This window comes from Rhizobium sp. TRM95796 (assembly GCF_025779995.1).
Classification (GTDB): Bacteria; Pseudomonadota; Alphaproteobacteria; order Rhizobiales; family Rhizobiaceae; genus Rhizobium_E.
On the sequence record NZ_JAOXHE010000001.1, the window covers coordinates 1,218,436 to 1,241,262 of the forward strand.

At 60.3% G+C, this 22,827-nt stretch carries 23 protein-coding genes; 22 read left to right on the plus strand and 1 reads right to left on the minus strand.

The genetic code is table 11. The features are described 5' to 3' along the window. Positions 1-219 precede the first annotated feature (219 nt). The 20 genes from OCK01_RS26530 to OCK01_RS05850 all read left to right on the plus strand — a co-directional run bounded on the left by OCK01_RS26530 (position 220) and on the right by OCK01_RS05850 (position 19,094). Positions 220-657, plus strand: a complete 438-nt coding sequence (locus OCK01_RS26530; protein ID WP_412178969.1) for a helix-turn-helix transcriptional regulator — start codon at positions 220-222, stop codon at positions 655-657. A 3-nt stretch (positions 658-660) separates the two neighbouring features. After that, on the plus strand, positions 661-1,899 hold the full coding sequence (locus OCK01_RS05760; RefSeq protein WP_263823062.1) for a type II toxin-antitoxin system HipA family toxin: 1,239 nt from the start codon (positions 661-663) through the stop codon (positions 1,897-1,899). A gap of 291 nt (positions 1,900-2,190) precedes the next feature. Continuing rightward, positions 2,191-3,276 carry a hypothetical protein gene (locus OCK01_RS05765; RefSeq protein WP_263823063.1) on the plus strand — a complete coding sequence of 362 codons (1,086 nt, stop codon included), beginning with the start codon at positions 2,191-2,193 and terminating at the stop codon, positions 3,274-3,276. A 246-nt stretch (positions 3,277-3,522) separates the two neighbouring features. Next, positions 3,523-3,708: a hypothetical protein gene (locus tag OCK01_RS05770; RefSeq protein WP_263823064.1), complete on the plus strand. Its 186-nt coding sequence runs from the start codon at positions 3,523-3,525 to the stop codon at positions 3,706-3,708. Between the two features lie 143 nt (positions 3,709-3,851). After that, entirely contained in the window at positions 3,852-4,781 is a 930-nt protein-coding gene (locus OCK01_RS05775; protein ID WP_263823065.1) for a hypothetical protein, read from the plus strand. Positions 4,782-4,895: 114 nt separating this feature from the next. After that, positions 4,896-5,333: a hypothetical protein gene (locus OCK01_RS05780; RefSeq protein WP_263823066.1), complete on the plus strand. Its 438-nt coding sequence runs from the start codon at positions 4,896-4,898 to the stop codon at positions 5,331-5,333. 1 nt (position 5,334) lies between these two features. Continuing rightward, a complete protein-coding gene (locus tag OCK01_RS05785) occupies positions 5,335-7,254 on the plus strand; it encodes an ATP-binding protein (protein ID WP_263823067.1) in 1,920 nt (639 codons plus the stop codon). Continuing rightward, a complete protein-coding gene (locus OCK01_RS05790; RefSeq protein WP_263823068.1) occupies positions 7,251-7,994 on the plus strand; it encodes a hypothetical protein in 744 nt (247 codons plus the stop codon). Before OCK01_RS05785 ends, OCK01_RS05790 begins: the two co-directional genes overlap by 4 nt. 617 nt (positions 7,995-8,611) lie before the next feature. Continuing rightward, positions 8,612-8,956: a hypothetical protein gene (locus OCK01_RS05795; RefSeq protein ID WP_263823069.1), complete on the plus strand. Its 345-nt coding sequence runs from the start codon at positions 8,612-8,614 to the stop codon at positions 8,954-8,956. A 298-nt stretch (positions 8,957-9,254) separates the two neighbouring features. Continuing rightward, positions 9,255-11,699, plus strand: a complete 2,445-nt coding sequence (gene hsdR, locus OCK01_RS05800; RefSeq protein ID WP_412178977.1) for an EcoAI/FtnUII family type I restriction enzme subunit R — start codon at positions 9,255-9,257, stop codon at positions 11,697-11,699. A gap of 2 nt (positions 11,700-11,701) precedes the next feature. Then, complete coding sequence (locus tag OCK01_RS05805) at positions 11,702-12,310, plus strand: hypothetical protein (RefSeq protein ID WP_263823071.1); 609 nt, start codon at positions 11,702-11,704, stop codon at positions 12,308-12,310. Continuing rightward, positions 12,288-13,742: a type I restriction-modification system subunit M gene (locus tag OCK01_RS05810; protein WP_263823072.1), complete on the plus strand. Its 1,455-nt coding sequence runs from the start codon at positions 12,288-12,290 to the stop codon at positions 13,740-13,742. The genes OCK01_RS05805 and OCK01_RS05810 overlap by 23 nt, the downstream gene beginning before the upstream one ends. After that, on the plus strand, positions 13,739-15,433 hold the full coding sequence (locus OCK01_RS05815) for a restriction endonuclease subunit S (RefSeq protein WP_263823073.1): 1,695 nt from the start codon (positions 13,739-13,741) through the stop codon (positions 15,431-15,433). Before OCK01_RS05810 ends, OCK01_RS05815 begins: the two co-directional genes overlap by 4 nt. Beyond that, positions 15,430-15,615 carry a hypothetical protein gene (locus tag OCK01_RS05820; protein ID WP_263823074.1) on the plus strand — a complete coding sequence of 62 codons (186 nt, stop codon included), beginning with the start codon at positions 15,430-15,432 and terminating at the stop codon, positions 15,613-15,615. Before OCK01_RS05815 ends, OCK01_RS05820 begins: the two co-directional genes overlap by 4 nt. Positions 15,616-15,625: 10 nt before the next feature. Then, entirely contained in the window at positions 15,626-16,390 is a 765-nt protein-coding gene (locus OCK01_RS05825) for a GIY-YIG nuclease family protein (RefSeq protein ID WP_263823075.1), read from the plus strand. A gap of 150 nt (positions 16,391-16,540) precedes the next feature. Continuing rightward, on the plus strand, positions 16,541-16,993 hold the full coding sequence (locus tag OCK01_RS05830) for a hypothetical protein (RefSeq protein WP_263823076.1): 453 nt from the start codon (positions 16,541-16,543) through the stop codon (positions 16,991-16,993). A gap of 4 nt (positions 16,994-16,997) precedes the next feature. Beyond that, positions 16,998-17,315 carry a hypothetical protein gene (locus tag OCK01_RS05835; RefSeq protein ID WP_263823077.1) on the plus strand — a complete coding sequence of 106 codons (318 nt, stop codon included), beginning with the start codon at positions 16,998-17,000 and terminating at the stop codon, positions 17,313-17,315. A 34-nt stretch (positions 17,316-17,349) separates the two neighbouring features. Further along, positions 17,350-17,790 (plus strand): hypothetical protein, encoded by a 441-nt coding sequence (locus OCK01_RS05840; protein WP_263823078.1) that lies wholly within the window; start codon positions 17,350-17,352, stop codon positions 17,788-17,790. Between the two features lie 36 nt (positions 17,791-17,826). Beyond that, positions 17,827-18,747 (plus strand): restriction endonuclease, encoded by a 921-nt coding sequence (locus tag OCK01_RS05845; RefSeq protein WP_263823079.1) that lies wholly within the window; start codon positions 17,827-17,829, stop codon positions 18,745-18,747. 143 nt (positions 18,748-18,890) lie between these two features. Then, the gene (locus tag OCK01_RS05850) at positions 18,891-19,094 is read left to right on the plus strand and encodes a heavy-metal-associated domain-containing protein (RefSeq protein WP_263823080.1); all 204 of its coding nucleotides are present in this window, start codon (positions 18,891-18,893) and stop codon (positions 19,092-19,094) included. 31 nt (positions 19,095-19,125) lie between these two features. On the opposite strand, the gene OCK01_RS05855 is transcribed toward OCK01_RS05850, so the two are convergent. Next, complete coding sequence (locus tag OCK01_RS05855; protein WP_263823081.1) at positions 19,126-19,653, minus strand: Spy/CpxP family protein refolding chaperone; 528 nt, start codon at positions 19,651-19,653, stop codon at positions 19,126-19,128. Between the two features lie 61 nt (positions 19,654-19,714). On the opposite strand from OCK01_RS05855, the gene OCK01_RS05860 reads away from it, so the two are divergent. After that, on the plus strand, positions 19,715-20,266 hold the full coding sequence (locus OCK01_RS05860) for a Crp/Fnr family transcriptional regulator (protein ID WP_263823082.1): 552 nt from the start codon (positions 19,715-19,717) through the stop codon (positions 20,264-20,266). 79 nt (positions 20,267-20,345) lie between these two features. Then, positions 20,346-22,820 carry a heavy metal translocating P-type ATPase gene (locus tag OCK01_RS05865; RefSeq protein WP_263823083.1) on the plus strand — a complete coding sequence of 825 codons (2,475 nt, stop codon included), beginning with the start codon at positions 20,346-20,348 and terminating at the stop codon, positions 22,818-22,820. The last annotated feature ends 7 nt before the right edge of the window (positions 22,821-22,827 follow it).

Here is a 22,827-nt window from a genome sequence, read left to right on the forward strand (position 1 = left end):
AAGACGAAGGGATCAAATGGCGGAGAGGGTGGGACTCTCCGCCTGATACAGGGATTCCACGGCCTTCAGAGCAAGAGTCTGTAAAAACTGCCGAATTTGATACTTCGTAGGATACTTTCGCTGATACTTCGATGCAAGAGCCCTCCTTCCGGAGAGCCGTTTTTCACGCCTCAAGCCCGTTCGCTACCTTGGTGTTAGGATGACGGTCTGCCTTGCGGAATGGTCATCACGAAGGTCAGGTTGCTCAAGGCGCGCGCAGATGACGAGCTGCCCGCCTCCAACCTGATTGCTTACCGATCGGGAGGACAGTCATTTGCGACGGGCGCGATCTTACCGTTCGGTGCGATTTCCGTTGCTACGCCACGATTCTTCCTCTACGGTAAGCTCATGATTAAATCAGCGGTGGAATTTGGCGCGGCCGTCCGTGCCCGAAGAAAAGAGCTGGGCTGGACCCAGGCCGAACTCGCGACAAGATGCGGTACGGGTGAACGTTTCATCGTTGAACTGGAGCGCGGTAAACCAACTTGTCATCTCGAGAAGGCATTGATCGCCGCACGCGTCGTCGGCATCGAGCTTGGCGACGTGAGATCAACGCACGAACCAGCAGCCGGGGCCGACGACGACGCGCTTTCCCATCTTCCCCGGTTCGGCGGCTAACGCATGATCCCGATCTTCTACGACGCCATTCCGGTCGCCCGTCTCGATGACCGCGACGGAGTGGTTCTGAGCTACGATCTGGACTGGGCCAACAGACGTGCCGCCTTTCCCCTATCTCTCACAATGCCTCTCGGCCGCGGCCTTTATAGAAGCGACCGCGTTCTGCCTTGGCTCGCCAATCTTCTTCCCGAAGCCCATTTGAGCGAACTCGGCATGATGCTGAAGGTCGCGCCGCAGAATGTCATAGGACTTTTGCTGAGGTTGGGACGTGACACCGCGGGAGCCTTCTCCTTCGGCGAACCTCGCCGATCCGGAAATCATTTCAGCATCGTACCCGATGCCACAGCGCTTGAGCGCATCCTGGATGAGCTTCCCGAACGCCCGTTCCTCGCGGGCGAAAGCGGTGTGTCGATGTCGCTCGCGGGCGTGCAGGACAAGCTCCCGGTCTACATGACAGGTGAGGGCCAGATCGCCATCCCGCTTTACGGAACGCCCTCCACACACATCCTCAAGCCTGACACCCGGAGACTCTCTGGATCGGTGCAGAACGAAGCCTTCTGTATGGTCCTGGCTGATCTATGTGGGCTGTCGGCCGCCGTGGTGACCACAGGTGTGGCGGGAAAGCGATGCTACCTGCTCGTCAGGCGCTATGATCGTCTGGTGGACGCGAGCGGCATCGTCCGCCGCATCCATCAGGAAGACTTCTGTCAGTTGCTGGGTGTCCTGCCTGCGGCCAAGTACGAGCGGACGGGACTTGGTGCGCGAGGCGGCGCTGGCATCGCCGCCATGTTTTCCATCCTCGCCGACCTTGTCTCACCCGCCGAGCGCCTCAATCTTCTTGACGGCGTCATCTTCAACGTGCTCGTCGGCAATTCGGATTCGCACGCCAAGAACTATTCGACCCTTATCGGTGCGAGTGGGACGGCGAAGCTCGCGCCACTCTACGACGTCATGTGCGCGATGGTCTATCGCAACGTCGATCAGTCCCTGCCTCAGGTCATTGGCAAAAGGACCAATCCGAATGAACTTAATGGCGACGACTGGCGGGCGCTCGCGAGCTCGGCCGGGCTAAGCACGGCCGCCACGCTTGCCCGGGTCCGTGAGCTTGCCCAACGCGTCAAAGCAAACACTACCGAGGCGCTGGCTCGTGTCGACGCGATGCCTGCTGGCGGTCACGATGTCCTCAAACGCGCCGAACATGCCATTGGTAAGCGTTGCGAGCGAATTCTCCGCCAGCTTTGAGGCCCTGCCTCTCATGTCGCATTTTCAACATCGTTTTAGGTCGTTCTTGACTGCTATCGGGCAAATCTGCGCTCGAAATCCAATCCAGTAAGAATTGAATCAAACACCTCTTCATCTGCGACAACATGGCGCAGTCTGAGTGCAGATTTGGGGTCGTTTTACCCCTATTCTGACCATCGAAATCACGCTTTACGAAGTTTATTCAGATAGATAGTAATTGACAGCCTGTCTGCTTCGACAGATCATAGTGTGGCAATGTTGATCGTCACTCAAACAGTCAGGAGTACAGAAATGGCGAGAACGAAGAAGAAGTTGGCAGAGGCGCTCGAAGCCTCCACGGTATTGGCGGGCGTGTCAAAAAGCGACATGCCACCCGCGAAGGAGGTGGTCCTGACCGAGCAACAGGAATGGGAGCTGGAGGACGCCGCGGACAAAATCCGGGCGCTCGGACGTCGTACCACCGAACAGGCTTTCGCCCTGGGAGAACAGCTCGCCCGTGCACAGGCCATTCTTCCGCCGAAGCGCTTCGGTGCCTGGGTCAAGAAGCGGTGTGGTTACACGACCAAGTGGGCGAAGAACTACACCTCCGTCTACCACAAGCTCACGCGTCATAAGGAAACGCTCGAGATTGCGGCAGCGCCCTCGACCTTGATGTTCGCCCTCGCCGCGTCCCATGATGACGGACGGGTCGATGATGTCGTGGCGATGATAGCGCGCGGCGAACCTGTGACCGCGGCCAAAGCGAAGGACATGCTTCAGGTCGAAAAGCTGCCGGCGATGGCAATCGACCCACTGAATATGCCTGGGCGCGCGGGGTTCAGGAAGGTTGCCGAGCAGCGGGTAAAGTCCCAGATGACGACGTTCTATGCCCTTCTGGATAACGTTCTGGGTCATGTCGAGAGTGCGGTTGCCCGCATCAAGGAGGGCAAGCGCGTGATCAAAAGCGAGCTGGCCGCCGCCATTCAGTATGACTGCCGTCATGTCCACGACCTGTTCGCATTGACGATGGCTCCGTACTATGTAGCCAAGGAACCTTACATCAATTGGAAGCCCACCACGATCGACGCTACGACCGGTTGGGGTCAGTTCCAGGCGATCCTTCACCGTCTGGGCAGCCAGGAGCAGTGGCCGGGCCGCGAGGAATTCTCCACCTGGCTCATCGAGGAGGTCTATCCAAAGCTCCGGTTTGCGATCGAAAGCGAAGCGCCCGCCGATGCAGAAGCGGTGTCGGAAGAGAGCGTAGAGGCCCAAGCAGACGTCACTGTGAAATCTGAGATCGCGCTGCTGAATGAGGTCGACGCCCCTACGCAGCCGTCCGAGAATGTGGTGCCGTTGACGTCGCGGCGTCGGAACGTCGCGCTGGTCACAGCCGAATAGGCGATCCGGCAATCGAGGACTCAACCCTGCATCGGCAGGGTTTCTTTTTCTCCGCGTCGTCCGTTAACCATTCCCGCGTTCACTTTCACCGGTATTCCGATACCGGCTTGCAAGTTGTAACCGGAGCCCTGTATGCCAGGGATACGAGCAAGACGGCAATCCTGCTCTTAGTAAGCGGCCCCCGCCGGAACGGCAATTCCAGACGAGGGCCTAACCCGACATCCTTCTCTCGAAAGGAACCAGGCTATGAACAGCCATAACCAATCCGCTTCCACCCTGGAAGCCTCTCTGCTTTCTTCTCCCGCTGAAACCTCAGCTCAGACACCCGTGTCGACGCCCGCATCGGCGATCACCTGTGATCCCGCGAGCGGCGTCCATGCGCCCGGCTGCACTTGCGCCGACAAGCGCGTGCGTCTGAGCCGCAGCCACTGAAAGGTAATAGATCGGTCGAAGTGCTCGTGCATCCTACCCGATGCGCATGGGTCTTCCTGTACGCTCATGGTGGTGCGATGCGGAAATCATTTCCGCATCCGCGTTGCTCGAGCCTCGATCGATCTCCGTCAGGAGAAGAACGTATGAAACACACATCTATCCCCTCGATCGTCAAACAAGCCGACCCCGCCGAACTCGCTCGCACGCTCGATCAACTGGTTCGCGACGAACTCGCCCGCAGCCTTTCGATCGAAGCGATGACTGCGATGCTCGATAGCGGTATTGCCGGGCTAGCGAGCTTGGCCAACGCGGCGTCGGTCGCCGAGGGCCGCCTGCTCGAAAAAGTGATCGCCGTGATTGCCGAGAGCAATCCGAACCTGATCGTTTTGACGCAGGTCCGGTTGCCTGTGCGCGAGGATGCGCTCGATCTCGTCGACCGCAATCCCGAAACGCGCTATCGCGGTCTGACCCTCGATGCCAATGCGCGGACGCGCAAAGTCTATGTCGCCGACCTCATCGTCGTCGATCGGACCACACGGGTGGCGCATGTGGTGGATATCAAGCGAAGCCTTGGCTCCTACGAGACGGCGCGCATCGTTGAACTGCGCCAGCGTATGCTCGCGGGGGCACTCGTCGCGCCCGATCTCTTATGGAAGGACCATCAGCGTATCGCCGTCGATGAGGTGCGCGTCGTGATCCTTGAGGCGGCAGGCAGGCGCACAGACCTCAGGCAGGGCATCTGGAGCTTCGCACATCTCGATCATCTGCTTGGCGTCATCGGAGCCGCCGATCTCGTACGTCAGGTCCGTCAGGACTTCGATCGGCTGACCGACGCGACACTCTCGGAGGCAAGGGAGCAGGTTCGCCGGAAACTTGCTGTCCCGGCGGCGGCGTCATACGCACCGACCGATATCCAGCGGCTTAGCTGGCCTCGCTTCGATCGTAGGGACGGCGGGCACGACGTCGTCGGTCATTCTGCTGGCACGCTTCCCGGCGGCGACCCCGAAAATGCAGCTCCTTTGGATCGCGCGCTGCGGATCGGCGTCGCACCACCGCCGCCGACAGCCCATTGAGTTCAAATCCGCCAGTGTCGGATCGGCCGGCGCGGGCGGAATAGTAACCTCCTTCCCAAGAAACCCAACAGTCCCCCCGGTCGAGATCGCTCCCGGCGTCAGGAGAACATTGCCATGGCAGATATTCTTCCCTTCCCCACCACAGACAGACGGCCACCAACATCCCTAGACTCGGTAGTTTCCCTGTCTGTTGTCGAAGCCTTCGGTCCTCGGCCGCTCGCCGAACGGTCCGGCGGCGATGCGCTGCTGCGCGCCCTGGCGATCTGTGCTTCGTCACCAAAGCCGTCACTTGCGGACCTGCCCGATGCCGCTTGGGTGATCGGGACCGGCATGCGGTGGGTCGCCCGCCGCGGCCGCAAGCGCGCCAGCCTGCCGAAGCTCGTTGCCGACCTGCTCGAGCGGCATTGCGACGCTGGAGACCCGTCTGCGATGGTGTTCAGAGACTGGCTCGACTGCCGCCTTCCGGAACGCATTCGGATTCAGGACGAACTTGCCCGCGGGCATGCTGAGCCATCCTCGACCTGCCATGCCATGCCGTCGGGAGGTGAGTGACATGCTGAATGTTACCGATCGCATCGCGCGATATCTTCTCCGCCGGCTTCGGCGCAAGGCTGTCCATGATCTCTACCACCGTGCCGAAGCCGTTGGTCTGACGGAGAGTAACTTCATGATTGCGGGCGACGACCAGTCCGGCGAGGCCTGGTTGGTGACAGCGGCGGGAGCCCGCCTGCTGGCTGCCGACGCAAGGACCGGAAGCAACACACTTGAGCGTGCGCTCCGCCGGGGAAGCCTTCCGACCGAGGCCGAAGGTGACGAGTTCGGTGATGGCATCGAGTTGGGCTGCAACAGGTCCATTTCGAAGGGACACCTGATCGGGGATGAGCGGACTGCCGAGGCGACGACAGTGGCCGATGAAGCGGCTGATCGACTTACCGAACGGTTCGAGCGGCTGCGCTTAATGCGCCAGCATGTCGCGCGCCCATCAGTCGCCGACGCCGCTGTGGCACTGCTTGTCGCCCGTGCCGTCGGCAGCAGCGTGTCGGACGTCTCAGCCCTTCTCGGCGTGCTCAGCCGGACCAATGCAATGGTCGCACTGCGCGTCCCGGTGGTGTCCTTCGAACGGCTCTGCGCGCTGGCACTCGAACGCGCGTTGATCCTGCCGTTCAAGGCGAACCTGGTCGACGGTTTCGGCGGCCAGGGTTTGACTGGCCGCTATCGGGACAATCCGGCCGACGCCCATCGCATGACAGTTTTCTCGGGCAAGCAGATTCGCAAGAAGGATGACGACTTCGGTCCGGAATTGCTGACCAGGGCGCTGCTCAAGCCCACCATGCCCGTGATCCTGATCGACGAAGTATCGGCGGACCTGCCCCTGCGCCTAGCTGCCGCGGCCGACCTGACGCTCGTCTGTCCCACAATCGACACCGCAATCGTGGCCGAGGTAATGCAGGTCTGCCTTGGTATTCCGCCAAAGTTGTCGCTGGCCGCAATGAACAAGGCGAGATACGAGCCGGGCAATCTCTCGATCGACGACCTGGTCGTCACGCTGCGGCCAGGTCGGTCCGCCGAGCAGATGATCGCTATCCTCCAGAAGGTCCAGGCGGCAACCGAAGCCACCGCAGATGACGATGATGACGAGGACGAGTCGGCCGGACGCAGCCGCCAGAGTTACAAGAGCAGGAAGACGACAGAAACGACGTTCGAGATCGTTCAGCCAAGACAGACAGAGGCCAAGTCGAACTGGAGGGCTGGGACAACGACAGATCGCCTCCTGCTAGTTGAGGACCTGGCAGGCTATGGTGCCGCACGCGATTGGGCACTCGACCTCAAGTCTGATCTGGCGCGGTGGCGGAATGGACAACTCGATTGGTCAGACCTGAGCACCAAGCTTCTGCTGTCTGGCCAGCCCGGCACCGGCAAGACCACCTTTGCAAAAGCGCTCTGCAACACGCTTCAGGTTCCGATGTTGGCGACCTCGGTGGCACAATGGCTCGAACCGGGGTATCTCGGAGACGTCCTCAAATGCATGTCCGCGGCGTTCCAGACCGCGGGAAGACACAAACCCGCAATCTTGTTCGTCGACGAGATCGATGGCATCGGCCGTCGCGGCGATTCTTCCCGCCACTACGCTGAATATTGGGACAGCGTCATCAACCGCGCCCTGGAACTTCTCGACGGCGTCGGCAAGTCGGAGGGTGTGATCGTCGTCGGAGCAACCAATCACCCCGACAAGATCGATCCGGCGCTCAGGCGCTCAGGACGGCTTGAGCGCCACATCGTCATTCCTCAGCCGGATGGCGCGGCGCTGACGCGCATTCTCGCTCACCATCTCGGTGACGATCTCGCGCGCGTTCTCGAAAGCCGACCTATGTCGCAGCTCCAAACCGAGGCCGATATCTTCAGCACGCCTATGCCTCCTCTCACTGAAAACACTCCTAAAATCGAAGACACGGTCAAAGGAGGTCGGTCATGAGCAGGATGCAAGACAACACCAAAAGCAAGTATGCGGACCTGAAACCGCTGGCCGTACTCGCCGCGGGCATGACGGGTGCCGATATCGAACGTCTGGTTCGGGAATTGCGAGGCCGCTGCCGCAGGCAAGGCGTTCCCTTGACGTGGACGGCGCTTCAGAAGGCGCTACTCACGGGAAGCAATCTGCCACACTCTTCAGTCGCGCTGCCGATCGCCGTCCACGAGATCGGCCACGCGATTGCATATGAAGAGCTCGGTGTTGGCACGGTCGAGACCGTTCGGATTGGCGGCCAGCATGGTGGCGAAACGCGTACGCGACTGCACGTCGACGTCGTTCAGTCGGAGCAAGGCGCGATGAAACTGATCGGATGCCTTCTCGCCGGACGCGTCGCCGAAATGCTCATCTTCGGATCGGCGCTGATTGGGGCGGGCGGTGCGGATGATAGTGATCTGGCCAGAGCGACGGAACTCACCCTCAAACTTGAGACCGCCTTCGGCACCGGTGAGGACATGCCGCTTCTCTATCGCCCACCCGCTAACACGGCCGAAACGCTCAACTATAATCCGGTCCTCGCCGCACATGTGAACAGTCGGCTGGAAGTCGCAGAGACGATCGCACGTGACCTGCTCGCGAACTTCCCGATGTTGCTGGCCAAGCTGGCAGCACGCCTTGCCGAGCAGGTCGTTCTCGAGGGCGAGGAACTACGGCGGGAGATCGCGGCGGCGAAGGCAGGCAACTGAAACCACATAGTGAACCGCGATTCAGAAGTCTCGGTTGCCGTTGCGCAAACCGGGCATTTTGTTTCGCGGTTTCGAACAAACGTTGCTGATCGCGGAATATTCGATTCGGGCCATCGAAATGGCGATTCAGATGGCGCCGGCCCACGATTCGCGACGCGCTACCTGAGATTCCGAAATGCGGAAATGCGATTCCGGCGTAAACGCCCGTCTGTGTTTGAGACAGAAGTCTTATCGTTGCGGCGGCGCTCTGAAGCTGATGGTAGATTGCATGTTCAGATGGGTCCCCAGCGGTCGGGTTCGCTTCGTTATTCTCACCGCCGTTCAGGGCTGCTCCGGCGCAAAAGGCTGCTTTTAGTGTGATTTCAGGACGCGCGGAACGGCAGTCAAATCGCCGAGACCTCACTTCGATCTGGCCTGCGTTGTGCGTAAGTCGAGACAAGTCAACTCGATGCATCTCAATTTACCATGATCCGATTCATGGCTGCCAACCCGCGATTCCGTTCTCCGAGACTCCGTTGCTGAACCCGGAAAGCGCGATTCCGGGAACACCGCCGTTTGTTCTTTGCATCCGTGGGCCGCAGTCTTGTCCCCAGTAAGGCCGATGAGAGGAGACAACTATGGCCCGAAAATCCAGACGGGAAGAACAGAGGAAGCGCCAGGCGGCAGTGCGGGAAGCAGCAAAAGAACGGCGTAGACCGGGCAGAGACGATTTCGCCCGCATGCTGCTCTGGTTGACGATCCGGAAGGCCCATGCCGAGGCCCGCAAGCAACAATCCCGTGCACCGCTCGACACGCTCTGCACCATCCTGGTGTCGAATCTCGAGCTCCAAGGCTTCGACGCCGACGAGGCCGAGGACGTCTTCGCGATGCTGGAACACAAGTATCCGAGCCAGATCGGTCCCGGCCGGATAAAGCGGCATCTCGGCCGTTCCTGCGAAGCTGGCGAACTGCCTTCTTCCTGACGTCGCAAATTACCACCGCGACTTCGATCTATCCAGCTTCCGTTGACCTATCACATTCAGATGGCTGCTCGCCGAAGGCGGGCGGCCTTTGTCGCTTCTGCAAACACTGTTTGTTCGTTTCAATGCGCTGTCCCCCCATTACTTCGAGTAACGGCGTTTGCAAAAGAATCGGAGATTCCGAGTTGAAGATGCGGAAATGTTTTCCGCATCGGCCAAGTTTCAATTGGTGTCCGTCGACAAATTATGGATGCAAAACGAGTTGATGCATGCCATCAATTGCATGGGGAGATTCATTGGGATGCACAAGCCGTCACTTACGGAACGCGATATCTGCACGAAGTTCATCTTGCCAGCCATCAAACAATCTGGATGGGACATGATGTTGCAGGTCCGCGAGGAGGTTTACTTCACCAAGGGCCGCATCACTGTGCGCGGCAAGCTCGTTGCCCGCGGGAATGCGAAGAAGGCGGACATCGTTCTCTACTACAAGCCGAATATCCCCATCGCGCTCATTGAGGCGAAGGACAACAACCATTCGGTCGGCGACGGTCTTCAGCAGGGTCTCGACTACGCAGAGACCCTTTCGATCCCCTTCGTGTTTTCTTCAAATGGCGATGGCTTCGTCTTCCATGATCGGACGGGTCAACGCGCGGTCAAGGAGGAAACGCTCCGACTTGATCAATTTCCGTCTCCCGCAGAGCTGTGGCGTCTGTTCCGTTCATGGAAGGGTCTCGACAGTTCCGCAGAGGCTTTGGTCCTTCAGGACTACTACGACGATGGCAGCGGAAAGGCTCCCCGCTACTATCAGGTCAACGCGATCAATGCCGCAGTCGAGGCGATCGCCAAAGGGCAGGATCGAGTCCTTCTCGTCATGGCGACGGGCACAGGCAAGACCTACACCGCGTTCCAGATTATCTGGCGTCTGTGGAAGGCCGGTCGCAAGAAGCGCATCCTTTTTCTGGCGGATCGAAACGTCCTGATCGACCAGACCATGGTCAACGATTTCCGGCCCTTCGGCGGCGCGATGGCGAAGCTTTCGACCAAGTCGAAGACGATCGAGCGTGCTGACGGCAGCGAGGTCGATATCCCGCTGGCGCTGGATAGAAAGCGGCGTGTCGATACCGCCTACGAAATCTACCTCGGCCTTTATCAGGCGATCACCGGACCGGAGGAGAGGCAGAAGCTATTCCGCGAATTCTCCCAGGACTTCTTCGATCTTATCGTGATCGACGAATGCCACCGCGGCAGCGCCGCCGAGGATTCCGCCTGGCGCGAAATTCTCGAATACTTCTCCTCGGCCACCCAGATCGGCCTGACGGCGACGCCAAAGGAGACGGAGTATGTTTCCAACACTGCCTATTTCGGCGAGCCAGTTTTCACTTACTCCTTGAAGCAGGGCATCAGCGACGGCTTCCTGGCCCCCTACAAGGTGATTAAGATTCACATCGACCGCGATGTCGAAGGCTACCGGCCGGAAAAGGGTCAGCTCGACCGCGATGGCGAGGAGGTCGAGGACCGCATCTATAACACCAAGGATTTCGACCGTACCTTGGTGCTGGACGAGCGCACGAAATTGGTCGCGGCCAAAGTCACCGAATTCCTCAAGGAGAGCGGCGACCGCTATCAGAAGACCATCGTTTTCTGCGTGGACGAAGAACATGCCGCGCGCATGCGCCAGGCACTCATCAACGAGAACAAGGACCTCTGCGACGAGAATGCGCGTTATGTCATGCGCATTACTGGAAGCGACGCCTTGGGCCAGGCCCAGATCGGCAACTTCATCGACCCGGAGTCGCGCTATCCTGTGATCGTCACGACGTCGCGACTGCTCTCCACCGGGGTCGACGCCCAAACATGTCGCCTCATCGTCCTCGACCGTCAGGTCGGCTCGATGACGGAATTCAAGCAGATCGTTGGTCGCGGCACGCGCGTTCACGAGGACACACAGAAGTTCTATTTCACCCTCATGGATTTCCGCGGCGCGACCAACCATTTCGCCGACCCGGAATTCGACGGCGATCCCGTGCAAATCTATGAACCCGGCGAGGATGACCCAATCACACCGCCGGATGTTGAACCAGACGGTTTCGGCGAGGGCGAACAGGGCGACTACACGGCCGACGATCCAGCTGGGGAAGACGACGGCGCAGTCTTCCCGCCCGGTGGTGGCGAGCGTCAGAAGAAGGTCTTCGTCGACGGCGTCGCAGCCCGCATCGTCGCCGAGCGCATCGAATATCTTGATGCCAATGGCAAGCTCGTCACGGAGAGCCTCCGCGACTATACAAAAGCGGCGCTCCTCAAGCACTTTGCGAGCCTCGATGATTTCTTGAAGCGCTGGAAATCGGAGGAGCGCAAGGACGCGCTGGTGAAGGAACTTGCGTCCGAAGGTCTGCCGCTTGATGCCATCGCCAAGGAGCTCGGCGTCGATCTCGATCCCTTTGATCTCGTCTGCCACGTTGCCTTCGACAGAAAACCGCTGACCCGCCAGGAACGAGCCGACAACGTCAAGAAGCGTGATGTTTTCGGCCGATATGAGGGAAAGGCCCGCGCGGTCCTCGACGTGTTGCTCTCGAAATATGCCGATGAGGGTGTCCTGAACCTCGACGATACCAATGTCCTGCGAATCCCTCCGGCAAACACCCTTGGTACTCCGGTCGAGCTGGTGCGCGCTTTCGGCGGCAAAGCGCAATTCGAACAGGCCGTACACGACATGCAGAGCGAACTCTATCCGGAGATCGCCTGACGATGCCGATTCTCCAGGTCACAGATGGACTTGCAATTTTTCGCTTTGTCCTTCTGCCTGCTGAGGTTCCGATCCTTCTGGAGCGGCATCGAACAAAATATTCGGGAAGCGCAGATATCGAGGAAGCCGCAAACAGGCTTAAAGCCTATGGCTTTGCTGAAAATGCGAGCGTGAATTTTGTAGGGGATGTCTACAATTGGTCGAGGATGCGTCGCAATGCCGACCGGGTGCAGAAAGCAAGTGGGTTCGAGATTGCAGCCAAACTAAGAGCGGCATCTCAGCAAATCGACGATGGCGACGAGCCCAAAGCTATCCAAACGCTCTGCAAGATTCCGCATCTCGGAATGTCATATGCCTCCAAGATCGCTCGGTTCCTCGATCCCGCGAAATGCGTGATTCTCGATAGTGTCATCAGGGAGCGAATAGGCTATCCCAACGACATCGATGGGTATGCAGCGTTTCTCCGGGACTGCAGAGATGCGCTCACGCTGCTAAAGGCTTCCCCAGTCCTCGATCCTTGCTGGAGAGAGACACTTCGGGTCAGTGACGTTGAAGCCGCGTTCTTCATGAAAGCTAAAGAGAATAGAAATGTCCGTCCGCAACACAGTTAAATCCATCCAGGACACCATGCGCCAGGATGCGGGCGTCGATGGCGATGCCCAGCGTATCAGTCAGCTTTGCTGGATGTTCTTCCTCAAGATCATGGACGACCAGGATCAGGAACTGGAACTGACCCGAGACGAATATGTCTCGCCGATCCCAGAAAAGTTCCAGTGGCGGAATTGGGCGGCTGATCCGGAAGGCATCACCGGGGAAGCGCTGCTCGCCTTCGTCAACAACGAGCTTTTCCCGGCGCTGAAAGGCCTTCCTTTGTCGGCGCAGCCGGGTGATCGCCGTCGGGTGGTGCGCGATCTGTTTGAGGACGCCTATAACTACATGAAGTCCGGCCAACTGATCCGGCAGGTGGTCAACAAGATCAGCGATATCGATTTCAACAGCCTGACCGAGCGCCAGCATTTCGGCGAAATCTATGAGCAGATTCTCAACGATCTACAGTCCGCCGGCAATGCCGGGGAATACTATACGCCCCGGGCACTCACCGCCTTCATGGTCGACCGCATCGATCCCAAGCCAGGCGAAGTGCTGTTCGATCCCGCCTGCGGAACGGGCGGCTTCCTCACCTGCGCCATCCGCCACATGGAGAAGAACCATGTGCGCACGCCCGAACAGCGCGAGTTGATGCAGGCCGGGCTGCGGGCCGTGGAAAAGAAGCCGCTGCCGCATATGCTCTGCGTCACCAACATGCTGCTGCATGGCATAGAGGACCCGAGCTTCGTGCGCCACGACAATACGCTGGCGCGGCCGCTGATTTCCTGGAGCAAGGATGAGCGCGTCGATGTGGTGCTCACCAACCCGCCCTTCGGCGGGCGCGAGGAAGACGGCATCGAGAACAATTTCCCGACCTTCCGCACCAAGGAAACAGCAGACCTGTTTCTGGCGTTGATTGTGCGCCTGTTGAAGGATGGAGGCCGCGCCGCCGTGGTCCTGCCCGATGGCTCGCTGTTCGGCGAAGGCATCAAGACGCGGCTGAAGGAACATTTGCTGGAAGAGTGCAACCTCCACACCATCGTCCGCCTGCCTAACTCCGTCTTCAAGCCCTATGCCTCGATCGGCACCAACCTGCTGTTCTTCGAGAAGGGCACGCCGACCAGGGACATCTGGTATTGGGAGCACCGGGTGCCGGAGGGCCAGAAGGCCTATTCCATGACCAAGCCGATCCGGCAGGAGCATCTCCACGATTGCGCCGAATGGTGGGGCGGCAAGGAGCGCAAGGGCCGCGAAGAAGGTCCGCAGGCCTGGCGGGTGACGCTCGATGACATCAAGGCACGCGGCTACAATCTCGATTTCAAGAACCCGCATGCGGTAGCCGATGACCACGGCGATCCGGAAGAGCTCTTGGAAGAGCTGGTGGCTGCCGAGGCCAATGCGGCGCGGCTGCGCGATCAGCTGAAAAGCATTCTGGCGGAGGCGCTTGCCCGATGAATGCAGTGCTTCTGTCCGCGCTTTCTGAGGCGATCAGCGATCACCCATCGCATGTGCTGCAACTTCGAAAAATCGTTGTCGCACTGGCTGTGTCGGGAAGGCTGGGTCAACGAGAAAATTCACTCAAACCGGACGAACTGCTCAGTCTGTTAGAAGAAGGCAAAGCGAGCCTCATTGCCAAACGGTCGCTACCAAAGCAGAAGCGCAGGGAAGCAATCACGATTGAACAATTGCCAGAGGATTTTTCCGATCCTTCGCTTTTTGTCTCGCTTGGGGAAGTTGCGCGCGTTGAAAAGGGTAAAACAGGTATCCAACAGGCGAAGCCTGGGGAATATCCGCTTGTCGTAACAGCTGCTGACAGACTTACAGCCGATCACTTTGACTTCGATGGCGCTGCCGCCATTGTCCCATTGGTGTCATCAACCGGACATGGGAACGCGAGCATCAACCGCCTGCACTATCAGGAGGGTCAGTTTGCGCTCGGGACGATCCTCGCTGCAGTACTACCATTTGATGAAGCCATTTTCTCTGCTCGATTTCTGTTTGAATACCTCTCGGCGTTCAAGGATGAGTTGCTTGTCTCCAGAATGTCCGGAACCGCGAATGTAACTCTGACGCTCGGTCGGATAGAAGAAGTGCCGATTCCTTTAGTTCCACCTTCCGTCCAAAGACAGGTCGATGAACTGATGGCGCTGTGCGACGAGCTGGAAGCGGCGCGAACGGAGCGGGAGACGAAGCGAGACCGGCTGGCGGCGGCAAGCCTCGCCCGCCTCAACACCCCCGACTCGGAGACTTTCCGCGACGACGCCCGCTTCGCCCTCGATGCCCTGCCGGCCCTCACCGCCCGGCCGGACCAGATCAAGCAGCTGCGCCAGACCATCCTCAACCTCGCCGTCCGCGGCAAGCTTGTGCCGCGGGACCCGGCGGATGAGCCAGCGGAGGCGTTGTTGAAGCGGATTGCGGCAGAGCGAGATGCGCTGGTTCGCAAAAAGGAAATTCGCAGGGAATCGCCCTTGGAGCCCGCGGGCGCTCACGACTACCCTCATACCATCCCAGGGTCGTGGGCATGGTGCCAAGCTGGAGATGCTTTTCTATTCACTCAATACGGCACGTCACAAAAAGCCCATGCATCGCAAAGCGGCGTTCCAGTTCTGACGATGGGCAACATTCAAGACGGAAAAGTCATCTGGGGAAACGAGAAGCGCATTCCAGAAAGTTCCGATGACTTGCCAGCTCTGTACCTGAAAAAGTTCGATATATTGTACAACCGAACGAACAGCGCCGAGCTCGTCGGGAAGACTGGTATTTACTTAGGCGACAGCGATGCGCGGACATTTGCGTCATATCTCATCCGTCTGCGTCCCTCATTGTCACATTCCGATCCTGTGTACTTAAACATTGCGATGAACGCGCCCTGCTTCCGAGAGACACAAATTGTGCCCCTTATCAAGAAGCAAACTGGGCAGGCGAACGTCAGCGGTTCAGCATTGAAAAACATGCTCATCCCTCTCCCACCGCTAGCTGAACAACACCGCATCGTCGCCAAGGTCGATGAACTCATGGCGCTCTGCGATCAGTTGGAAACCAGCCTGAGCAGCGCCGACGAGACGCGCGAGAAGCTGCTCGACGCGCTGCTGGCCGAGGCGCTTGCGCCCGTTGACGCCAACGAACTGAAGGAAGCGGCTGAATGACTAGCCTGCCCGATAAGCCGCGCTCTATTCGACTCCGCTCCTTCTATGGCTTCAACCCCGAGGAGGATGGCTATATCGGCTGGAGTGAGGAGACAGCGCGTGATCGCATGCTGGGCCAGATCGTGGATGGCGACCTGTTCCTGATCTATGGCGCAACCTCGTCAGAAACCAGACGCGGATGAGCGCCACCGTGTGCTGGGTTTCCTCCAAGTGGTGCGTGGAGCAATCCGCGATGTCGACAAGTCGTCGGCCGCTGGCATGAAGCGCAAGCGGGACAATGGCTTCATTGAAAAGTGGAGTTACGCCATTCCCGTCGTGCGGGCGTGGCGTGTCGACGAACCGACGCTACTCGAAACCATTGCACCTGAGACCTATCGCCCCGAGGCCGGCCAAGCCATCGCTGTCTGGAGTCCGCAGTTGACCCCGGCAGAAATCGATCTTGCGCTGAAGGTGAGGGTGACCGAGGTCAATGTCTTCGGTGAACCCCCGGTGGCAGAGACGGCGGGCAAGAAGGTCACGCTGCTCGAAGCCTTCCGCCCATCAAGGGCCTTTCCCGGCAGCTTTGGCGAGCGGACGTCCAACTACGAGGATGGTCCGACTCATCTCTATCTCGCCCGTTTTGAAGGCGACGGGTTTGCCATGATGGGTATGCCCAAGCCGCAGTTCGACAAATCCGACCTCATCAAGATCGGCGTTTCCAACGACGTCGAGCGGCGGCAGAAGGAGCTCAACTGCGGCTTCCCACCCGCTGCCAAAGGCCGCTGGAAGATAGAGTTGAAATCCGAACTCTACGATGGGAAGGCCGCCGCCGAAGCTGCTGAGCAGACGTTCAAGAATGCCGCCGAGAAGCGGCTACAAAGCCTGGGAGGCGAGTTCTTCCGCGGTGACTGGACGGCGGCGCTGAGCGTGTTTGCGACAATCCCCGGTGTGTCGCGATTCGGCGTGAAGGTAGGGTAGTGGAGTTGTCGGCGTCCCATTCTGCCACTGAGTGAAACGTAGGGTTTGGAGGAAAACATGGCTAGGGGAGCTTACAATGGTGGAAGCACCATCATCCGGCCGGGTTCGGATTGGTTTGGAAAGTCCGATCCAAAACCGAAGAGACCTGGCGTGGCAAAGAAGGTAAACAGTCCGAACGAAAGCTCCCGCCGTGTTCAGCGCAACGACGATTGGAGGCTCCAATTTCTCCATTCGGTGATCGATGCAGAAGTCACGCAAACGGTACCTCGCTCTCTGCCGAAAAAGGGCAAGATGTTGCTTGAGACCGAGATTGCGGCGAAGGGCGGCATCTTTCCGTGGGCCAGAGCGCAGCCGCAGTACGCTGATCTCCGCAAGAAAAAGCTGGACAAGAGAACCGGTCGACATGGGGGCCTCCCCGAAACCAAGATAACTCGACCGTCCGCTTCAGCAGTGAAACGCCCGTCAACCGGAATCGATGCCGAGATCGCTGGACACTTGCTGGTCATAGACGCCGCCATCTCAGAGGCGCGCAAGCTACTGGCGGACGTCGGCATTCGTCAGCAGCGGATAGAAGAGTTGTTGGCGTGCCGGGGAACAGATTGACTTGATGCCAAACTTCCAGCGCTACATCGGTATCGACTATTCCGGCGCGGAGACGCCGACGTCCAGTCTCAAGGGGCTCCGCGTCTACATGGCCAGCGGCGGCAATCCGCCTGTCGAAATTCTGCCGCCCCCATCGAACAGGAAATACTGGACACGCCGCGGTGTGGCCGAGTGGTTGGTCCAAATTCTCTCCGAAGACGTGCCGACGATCGTCGGTATCGATCACGCCTTCTCGTTTCCATTGCGCTATTTCGAGACACGGTCTCCTGCCGGACTGGCCAAGATTTCTGGAGGACTTTCAGCGCCATTGGCCGACCGATGAGGATCACGTCTATGTCGATTTCGTCAGGGAAGGCGTGGCGGGCAATGGTGCTGCGCGGAGCGGCAACTCCCGCTGGCGGCGATTGACGGAGGAGCGAGCACGGGGCGCAAAATCTGTTTTCCATTTCGACGTCCAGGGATTGGTGGCAAAGTCCAGCCATTCCGGAATTCCCTGGCTGCTCTACATCCGACGGCAGCTCGGCCAGCGTGTTCATTTCTGGCCGTTCGATGGATGGGACATACCAGCCGGACACTCCGCGATCGCTGAGGTTTATCCCGCCCTCTGGTCGCGCGATTTTGCCATGGAGGATCGAACTGGCGATCAGCACGACGCCTATGTGATTGCCGCCAAGTTATCCATGGCAGACCGTTCCGATGCTTTGCGGGATATGCTTCGCCCGAACATCAGTGATGCGGAGAAAGTGGTTGCCGGCGTCGAGGGCTGGATACTCGGGGTCGCTGGTCAACTAAGTTAGGTTGCGAAACATAGTGTCCTGCCCATATGGTGGATCATGACAATTCCGGACTACCAATCCCTGATGCTGCCCGTCCTCCGCTTTGCCGCTCAAGGCGAGACAAAGGTACCTGACATCGCCGAGCTTATCGCTGACGAGCTTGGCCTCACGCAGACCGAGCGGGACGAAATTCTGCCGAGCGGCCGACAGCGCATCCTTCACAACCGCATCCACTGGGCCAAGTTCTACATGGGCAAGGCGGGCCTGATCGACAGCCCTTCGCGCGGCCGTTTCGTTGCGAGCGCCGAGGGACGAAAACTGCTGGCCGGCAATCCCCAATCGATCGACGTCGAAACGCTCAGGGCCTATCCTGCCTTCGTCCAGTTCTATGAAGCGAGCCGCGCGGAAACATCGTCCGACCTTCCAGTTTCCCCGAGCGCGCAGGAAGCGAGCGCGACGCCAGAAGAACAGATCGACGCCGCCCAATCGGTGCTGCACGCCGCCCTCAAGGCCGATCTCCTTCAGCGCATCCTGGCGCAAAGCCCGACCTTCTTCGAGCGCGCCATCGTCGACCTCCTAGTCGCCATGGGCTATGGCGGCAGCCACGAAGACGCCGCGCGCCGGATCGGCAAGTCCGGCGATGGCGGCATCGACGGCGTGATCGACGAAGACAGGCTCGGCCTCGACCGCATCTATGTCCAGGCCAAGCGCTACGCGGTCCATGTGGGCGTCGGCCGTCCGGAGGTGCAGGCCTTCGTCGGCAGCCTCGTCGGCAATGGCGCATCCAAGGGCGTCTTTGTCACGACCTCAAGCTTCAGCGCCCCCGCCGCCGACTTCGTCCGCCACTTGCCCCAGCGCGTCATCCTCATTGACGGGGACCGCCTCGCCGACTTGATGATCGAGCACGGCGTCGGGGTCAGGGTGGCGCGGACGGTGGAGGTTAAGCGGCTCGACGAGGACTTCTTCGTCGAGGAGTGAGGGCGGAAGCGGAAATGATTTCCGCATCTGACCCAAAGCCGCCATCGCTTTCGCGAAGCACCATGTCTGTGGGACTGCCCCTTGACCTTGCCAGCGTTGGAAACCCCATATCATCTCATGTCCCAATGACAGGAGATTTGACCATGTACGACTTCGACATCCCCGACATGAGCTGCGGCCACTGCGTCGGCACCGTCACCCAGGCGATCATTTCGGTCGACCCCACCGCTGTCGCCAATGTCGACCTGAGCAAGCGCAGGGCAACCGTGGAGACCAAGGCCGATCCCGGCACGATCGTCGCGGCCCTCGACGAAGCCGGCTATCCCGCGACCTACAGAGCCGCCTGATTTCGGGTGGGGCGGGCCGGGAACGGCCCGCTCACCTGTACCCGCGAAGCGTCGCATAGCGCCTGACCTGTTCGGCCGACAAGACGCGCGTCATCTCGATATGCGCCGACAAGTGCGCGGTCCTGAGTTCCGCCCTGATGGATTCGATTTCCGCCACCCGCGTCTTTAGTTCCGGCTCTGCGATGTCGCCTGCACGGAACCTCGTCTCGAGCGCCGCTTCTTTCGCAACGAACCGTTCGCCGATCGTCTTTGCCTCGCGGCGCATCGCATCGCGTATCTTCCGCGTCCTCTCGACCTGCTCCGCCGACAGACTCAACTCGGATGCCATATCGAGGACATGGGACGGTCCAGGCATGCCGTTCAACTCGGCGGCCTTCGCGAGGCCCCATCCACCGCCGCGAAGCAGTTCGTCGACATCCGCCTGCGACAGCGATTTAATCTCGTGCGATTTCTCCCCGGCATAAGGCGATGCGTGGACATGCTCACGATGGGGGTCAGCGGCGAGCGCGGGATTGACCGCGAAGAGGGTGGCCATAATCAGGGCTGTGCGTTTCGGCATCGAAGGTCTCCGTTTCGCGCCATCTTGAACGTCGCAGCACCCCTGTGACATGATATCTGTCATGTCAGCCGAACTGTTCACCAGCCTTCGCGGCACGGAACGTGTCTTCGCGCCGGGTGCCGCCGTCTTCCACCGCGGCGACGCGGTCGAGCGGCTCCATATCATCAGGGGCGGGACCGTCAGGCTCCTGCGCCACCAGCAGGATGGACATCCGGTCGTCCTCCAGCGGGCCTGCCGAGGCGACATCCTCGCCGAGGCATCCGTCTTCTCCGCGTACTACCACTGCGATGCCGTCACCTTGACGGACTCGGTGACGGATGCCTTCGCCGTCGCCGATATCCGTCGGCTTCTGGAAACCGACATCGGCTTCTGCCGTGCCTGGGCGGCAAGCATGTCGCATCAACTCCAGACGGCGAGGCGCAGGGCTCAACTCATGTCGCTGCGGACGGTCTCCGAACGGCTAGACTTCTGGCTTGTCTGGAATGAAGGCGGCATGCCGGAGAAAGGACTCTGGAAGGACGTCGCCGAGGAGATCGGCGTGTCGCCGGAGGCGCTGTACCGGGAACTTTCCGCTCGCAGGAAGCGGTCTCCGAGCAAGCCACGGTTTATCTGAAGATTCCGCAAAAGACCGATTGACCTTACCAAGCTTGGAAGGATTATCTATCTGTGCAGTTACTGAAAGGGACCACCCCATGACTGCGCTCAAGAAGACTGAACAAGACACCTTCGACACCTCCTGGGCCGAGTTCGGCATCGATGGAATGACCTGCGCCTCCTGCGTTGGCCGCGTCGAGAAGGCGATCGCCGCCGTGCCGGGCGTCCAGACGGCCAACGTGAACCTCGCCACCGAACGCGCCACCGTTTCCTATAGCGATCCGTCCGTGGCCGACGCCGTGATCCAGGCGATCTCGAAGGCCGGGTATGAGCCACGCATTGAGACCCGCGAACTCCAGATCGAAGGCATGACTTGCGCGTCCTGCGTCGGCCGCGTCGAGAAGGCATTATCGGCGGTGCCCGGCGTGCTGCAGGCCACCGTCAATCTCGCGACCGAGAAGGCCACCATCCGTTTCACAGGCGGCGATGTCTCCGCGCTCCAGGGCGCGGTGCGCAAAGCCGGATACGAGGTCATCCATCCGCGCGAGGCGGCGGCTGGTTCGGAGCCGGACCGAAAGGAGCAGCAGTTGAAGGCGCTCGGCCTGTCGCTCGCCTTCGCCGCCGCTTTCACGCTGCCGCTGTTCATTCTGGAGATGGGATCGCACTTCATCCCCGCCATCCATGTGTGGGTCATGGAGACTATCGGCATGGAGGAGAACCGCTACCTTCAGTTCGCGCTCGCCTCGCTGGTCTTGTTCGGGCCAGGTCTGCGCTTCTTCCAGAAAGGCGTTCCGAACCTCATCCGCTGGACCCCGGACATGAACTCGCTGGTGGTGTTGGGCACCTCGGCGGCGTGGGGCTATTCCGTCATCGCGACCTTCTTCCCCGGCGTGCTGCCTGATGGAACCGAGAACGTCTACTACGAAGCGGCGGCCGTCATCGTGACGCTGATCCTGCTCGGCCGCTTCCTCGAGGCGCGCGCCAAGGGCAAGACCAGTCAGGCGATCAAGCACCTGATCGGGCTCCAGCCCAAGACGGCGCATGTGGAACGCGATGGCGCGTTCGTCGAGGTCCCGGTCGATGATGTACGGCGGAACGAGATCGTCCGCATCCGCCCCGGCGAGAAGGTCCCGGTCGACGGAACCGTCGTCGACGGCGACTCCTATGTCGACGAATCCATGATCACAGGCGAACCCGTTCCGGTGAAGAAGGCCGTCGGCTCCGAGGTCGTCGGCGGAACGATCAACAAGACCGGGTCCTTCACCTACCAGGCGACCAAGATCGGCGGCGACACGCTGCTCGCCCAGATCATCCGCATGGTCGAAGCGGCGCAAGGCTCGAAGCTTCCGATACAGGCGCTGGTCGACAAGGTCACGAGCTGGTTCGTGCCCGCCGTCATCGCGGCGGCCGCCATCACCTTCGTCGCATGGCTCGCGCTTGGTCCTGACCATGCACTCACCTATGCGTTGGTGAACGCCGTCGCGGTCCTGATCATCGCTTGCCCCTGCGCCATGGGTCTCGCCACGCCGACTTCCATTATGGTAGGCACCGGCCGCGCCGCCGAGTTCGGCATCCTGTTCCGCAAGGGCGAGGCGCTCCAGAGCCTGCGCGACGTCAACGTCGTTGCGCTCGACAAGACGGGCACGCTGACCAAGGGCAGGCCGGAACTGACGGACTTCGACGCCGCCGACGGATTTGAGAAGACCGAAGTCCTGCGCCTGGTCGCCAGCGTTGAGGTGCGTTCCGAGCATCCGATCGCCGGGGCCATTGTCGCCGGAGCAAAGGGTCAAGGTATCGCGCTGGCCGACGTCGCGGAGTTCGAAGCCAAGCCCGGCTTCGGCGTGAGTGGTGTGGTCCACGGCAAGAAGGTCTTGGTGGGCGCTGACCGCGCAATGGCCGCGGCCGGGATTGACGTCACTGGCTTTGCCGCCCGCGCAGAGCAGTTGGGCAGTCTGGGGCGCTCGCCGCTCTACGCCGCCGTCGACGGCAAGCTGGCGGCGGTAATCGCGGTTGCCGACCCGATCAAGGACACGACGCCTGAAGCCATCAATGCTCTGCATGCGCTCGGCTTGAAGGTAGCGATGATCACGGGCGACAACGCCCACACCGCCCATGCCGTGGCCGCACAGCTCGGCATCGACGAGGTCGTCGCCGAAGTCCTGCCGGACGGCAAGGTCGACGCGGTCAAGCGGTTGCGAGCGGGCGGCCGCAAGGTGGCCTTCATCGGCGACGGCATCAACGACGCTCCGGCGCTGACCGAAGCCGATGTCGGCCTCGCCGTCGGCACAGGCACGGATATCGCCATCGAAAGCGCCGACGTCGTCCTGATGTCCGGTGAGCTGACGGGGGTTCCACGGGCGATCGCGCTCAGCCAGGCGACCATCAGAAACATCAAGCAGAACCTGTTCTGGGCCTTCGCCTACAACGTCGTCCTGATCCCCGTCGCCGCGGGTGTCCTGTATCCGGTGAACGGCACCTTGTTGTCCCCAGTTCTCGCCGCCGCCGCCATGGGCATGTCGAGCGTCTTCGTGCTCGCGAATGCCCTGAGACTGCGGACTTTTCGGACAGCATGATTTCAAT

Bases quoted from the DNA above. Each gene is read 5' to 3' on its own strand.
- OCK01_RS26530 (WP_412178969.1), top strand. From the start codon at position 220: ATGGTCATCACGAAGGTCAGGTTGCTCAAGGCGCGCGCAGATGACGAG.
- OCK01_RS05760 (WP_263823062.1), top strand. From the start codon at position 661: ATGATCCCGATCTTCTACGACGCCATTCCGGTCGCCCGTCTCGATGAC.
- OCK01_RS05765 (WP_263823063.1), top strand. From the start codon at position 2,191: ATGGCGAGAACGAAGAAGAAGTTGGCAGAGGCGCTCGAAGCCTCCACG.
- OCK01_RS05770 (WP_263823064.1), top strand. From the start codon at position 3,523: ATGAACAGCCATAACCAATCCGCTTCCACCCTGGAAGCCTCTCTGCTT.
- OCK01_RS05775 (WP_263823065.1), top strand. From the start codon at position 3,852: ATGAAACACACATCTATCCCCTCGATCGTCAAACAAGCCGACCCCGCC.
- OCK01_RS05780 (WP_263823066.1), top strand. From the start codon at position 4,896: ATGGCAGATATTCTTCCCTTCCCCACCACAGACAGACGGCCACCAACA.
- OCK01_RS05785 (WP_263823067.1), top strand. From the start codon at position 5,335: ATGCTGAATGTTACCGATCGCATCGCGCGATATCTTCTCCGCCGGCTT.
- OCK01_RS05790 (WP_263823068.1), top strand. From the start codon at position 7,251: ATGAGCAGGATGCAAGACAACACCAAAAGCAAGTATGCGGACCTGAAA.
- OCK01_RS05795 (WP_263823069.1), top strand. From the start codon at position 8,612: ATGGCCCGAAAATCCAGACGGGAAGAACAGAGGAAGCGCCAGGCGGCA.
- hsdR (WP_412178977.1), top strand. From the start codon at position 9,255: ATGCACAAGCCGTCACTTACGGAACGCGATATCTGCACGAAGTTCATC.
- OCK01_RS05805 (WP_263823071.1), top strand. From the start codon at position 11,702: ATGCCGATTCTCCAGGTCACAGATGGACTTGCAATTTTTCGCTTTGTC.
- OCK01_RS05810 (WP_263823072.1), top strand. From the start codon at position 12,288: ATGTCCGTCCGCAACACAGTTAAATCCATCCAGGACACCATGCGCCAG.
- OCK01_RS05815 (WP_263823073.1), top strand. From the start codon at position 13,739: ATGAATGCAGTGCTTCTGTCCGCGCTTTCTGAGGCGATCAGCGATCAC.
- OCK01_RS05820 (WP_263823074.1), top strand. From the start codon at position 15,430: ATGACTAGCCTGCCCGATAAGCCGCGCTCTATTCGACTCCGCTCCTTC.
- OCK01_RS05835 (WP_263823077.1), top strand. From the start codon at position 16,998: ATGCCAAACTTCCAGCGCTACATCGGTATCGACTATTCCGGCGCGGAG.
- OCK01_RS05845 (WP_263823079.1), top strand. From the start codon at position 17,827: ATGACAATTCCGGACTACCAATCCCTGATGCTGCCCGTCCTCCGCTTT.
- OCK01_RS05850 (WP_263823080.1), top strand. From the start codon at position 18,891: ATGTACGACTTCGACATCCCCGACATGAGCTGCGGCCACTGCGTCGGC.
- OCK01_RS05855 (WP_263823081.1), bottom strand. From the start codon at position 19,653: ATGCCGAAACGCACAGCCCTGATTATGGCCACCCTCTTCGCGGTCAAT.
- OCK01_RS05860 (WP_263823082.1), top strand. From the start codon at position 19,715: ATGTCAGCCGAACTGTTCACCAGCCTTCGCGGCACGGAACGTGTCTTC.
- OCK01_RS05865 (WP_263823083.1), top strand. From the start codon at position 20,346: ATGACTGCGCTCAAGAAGACTGAACAAGACACCTTCGACACCTCCTGG.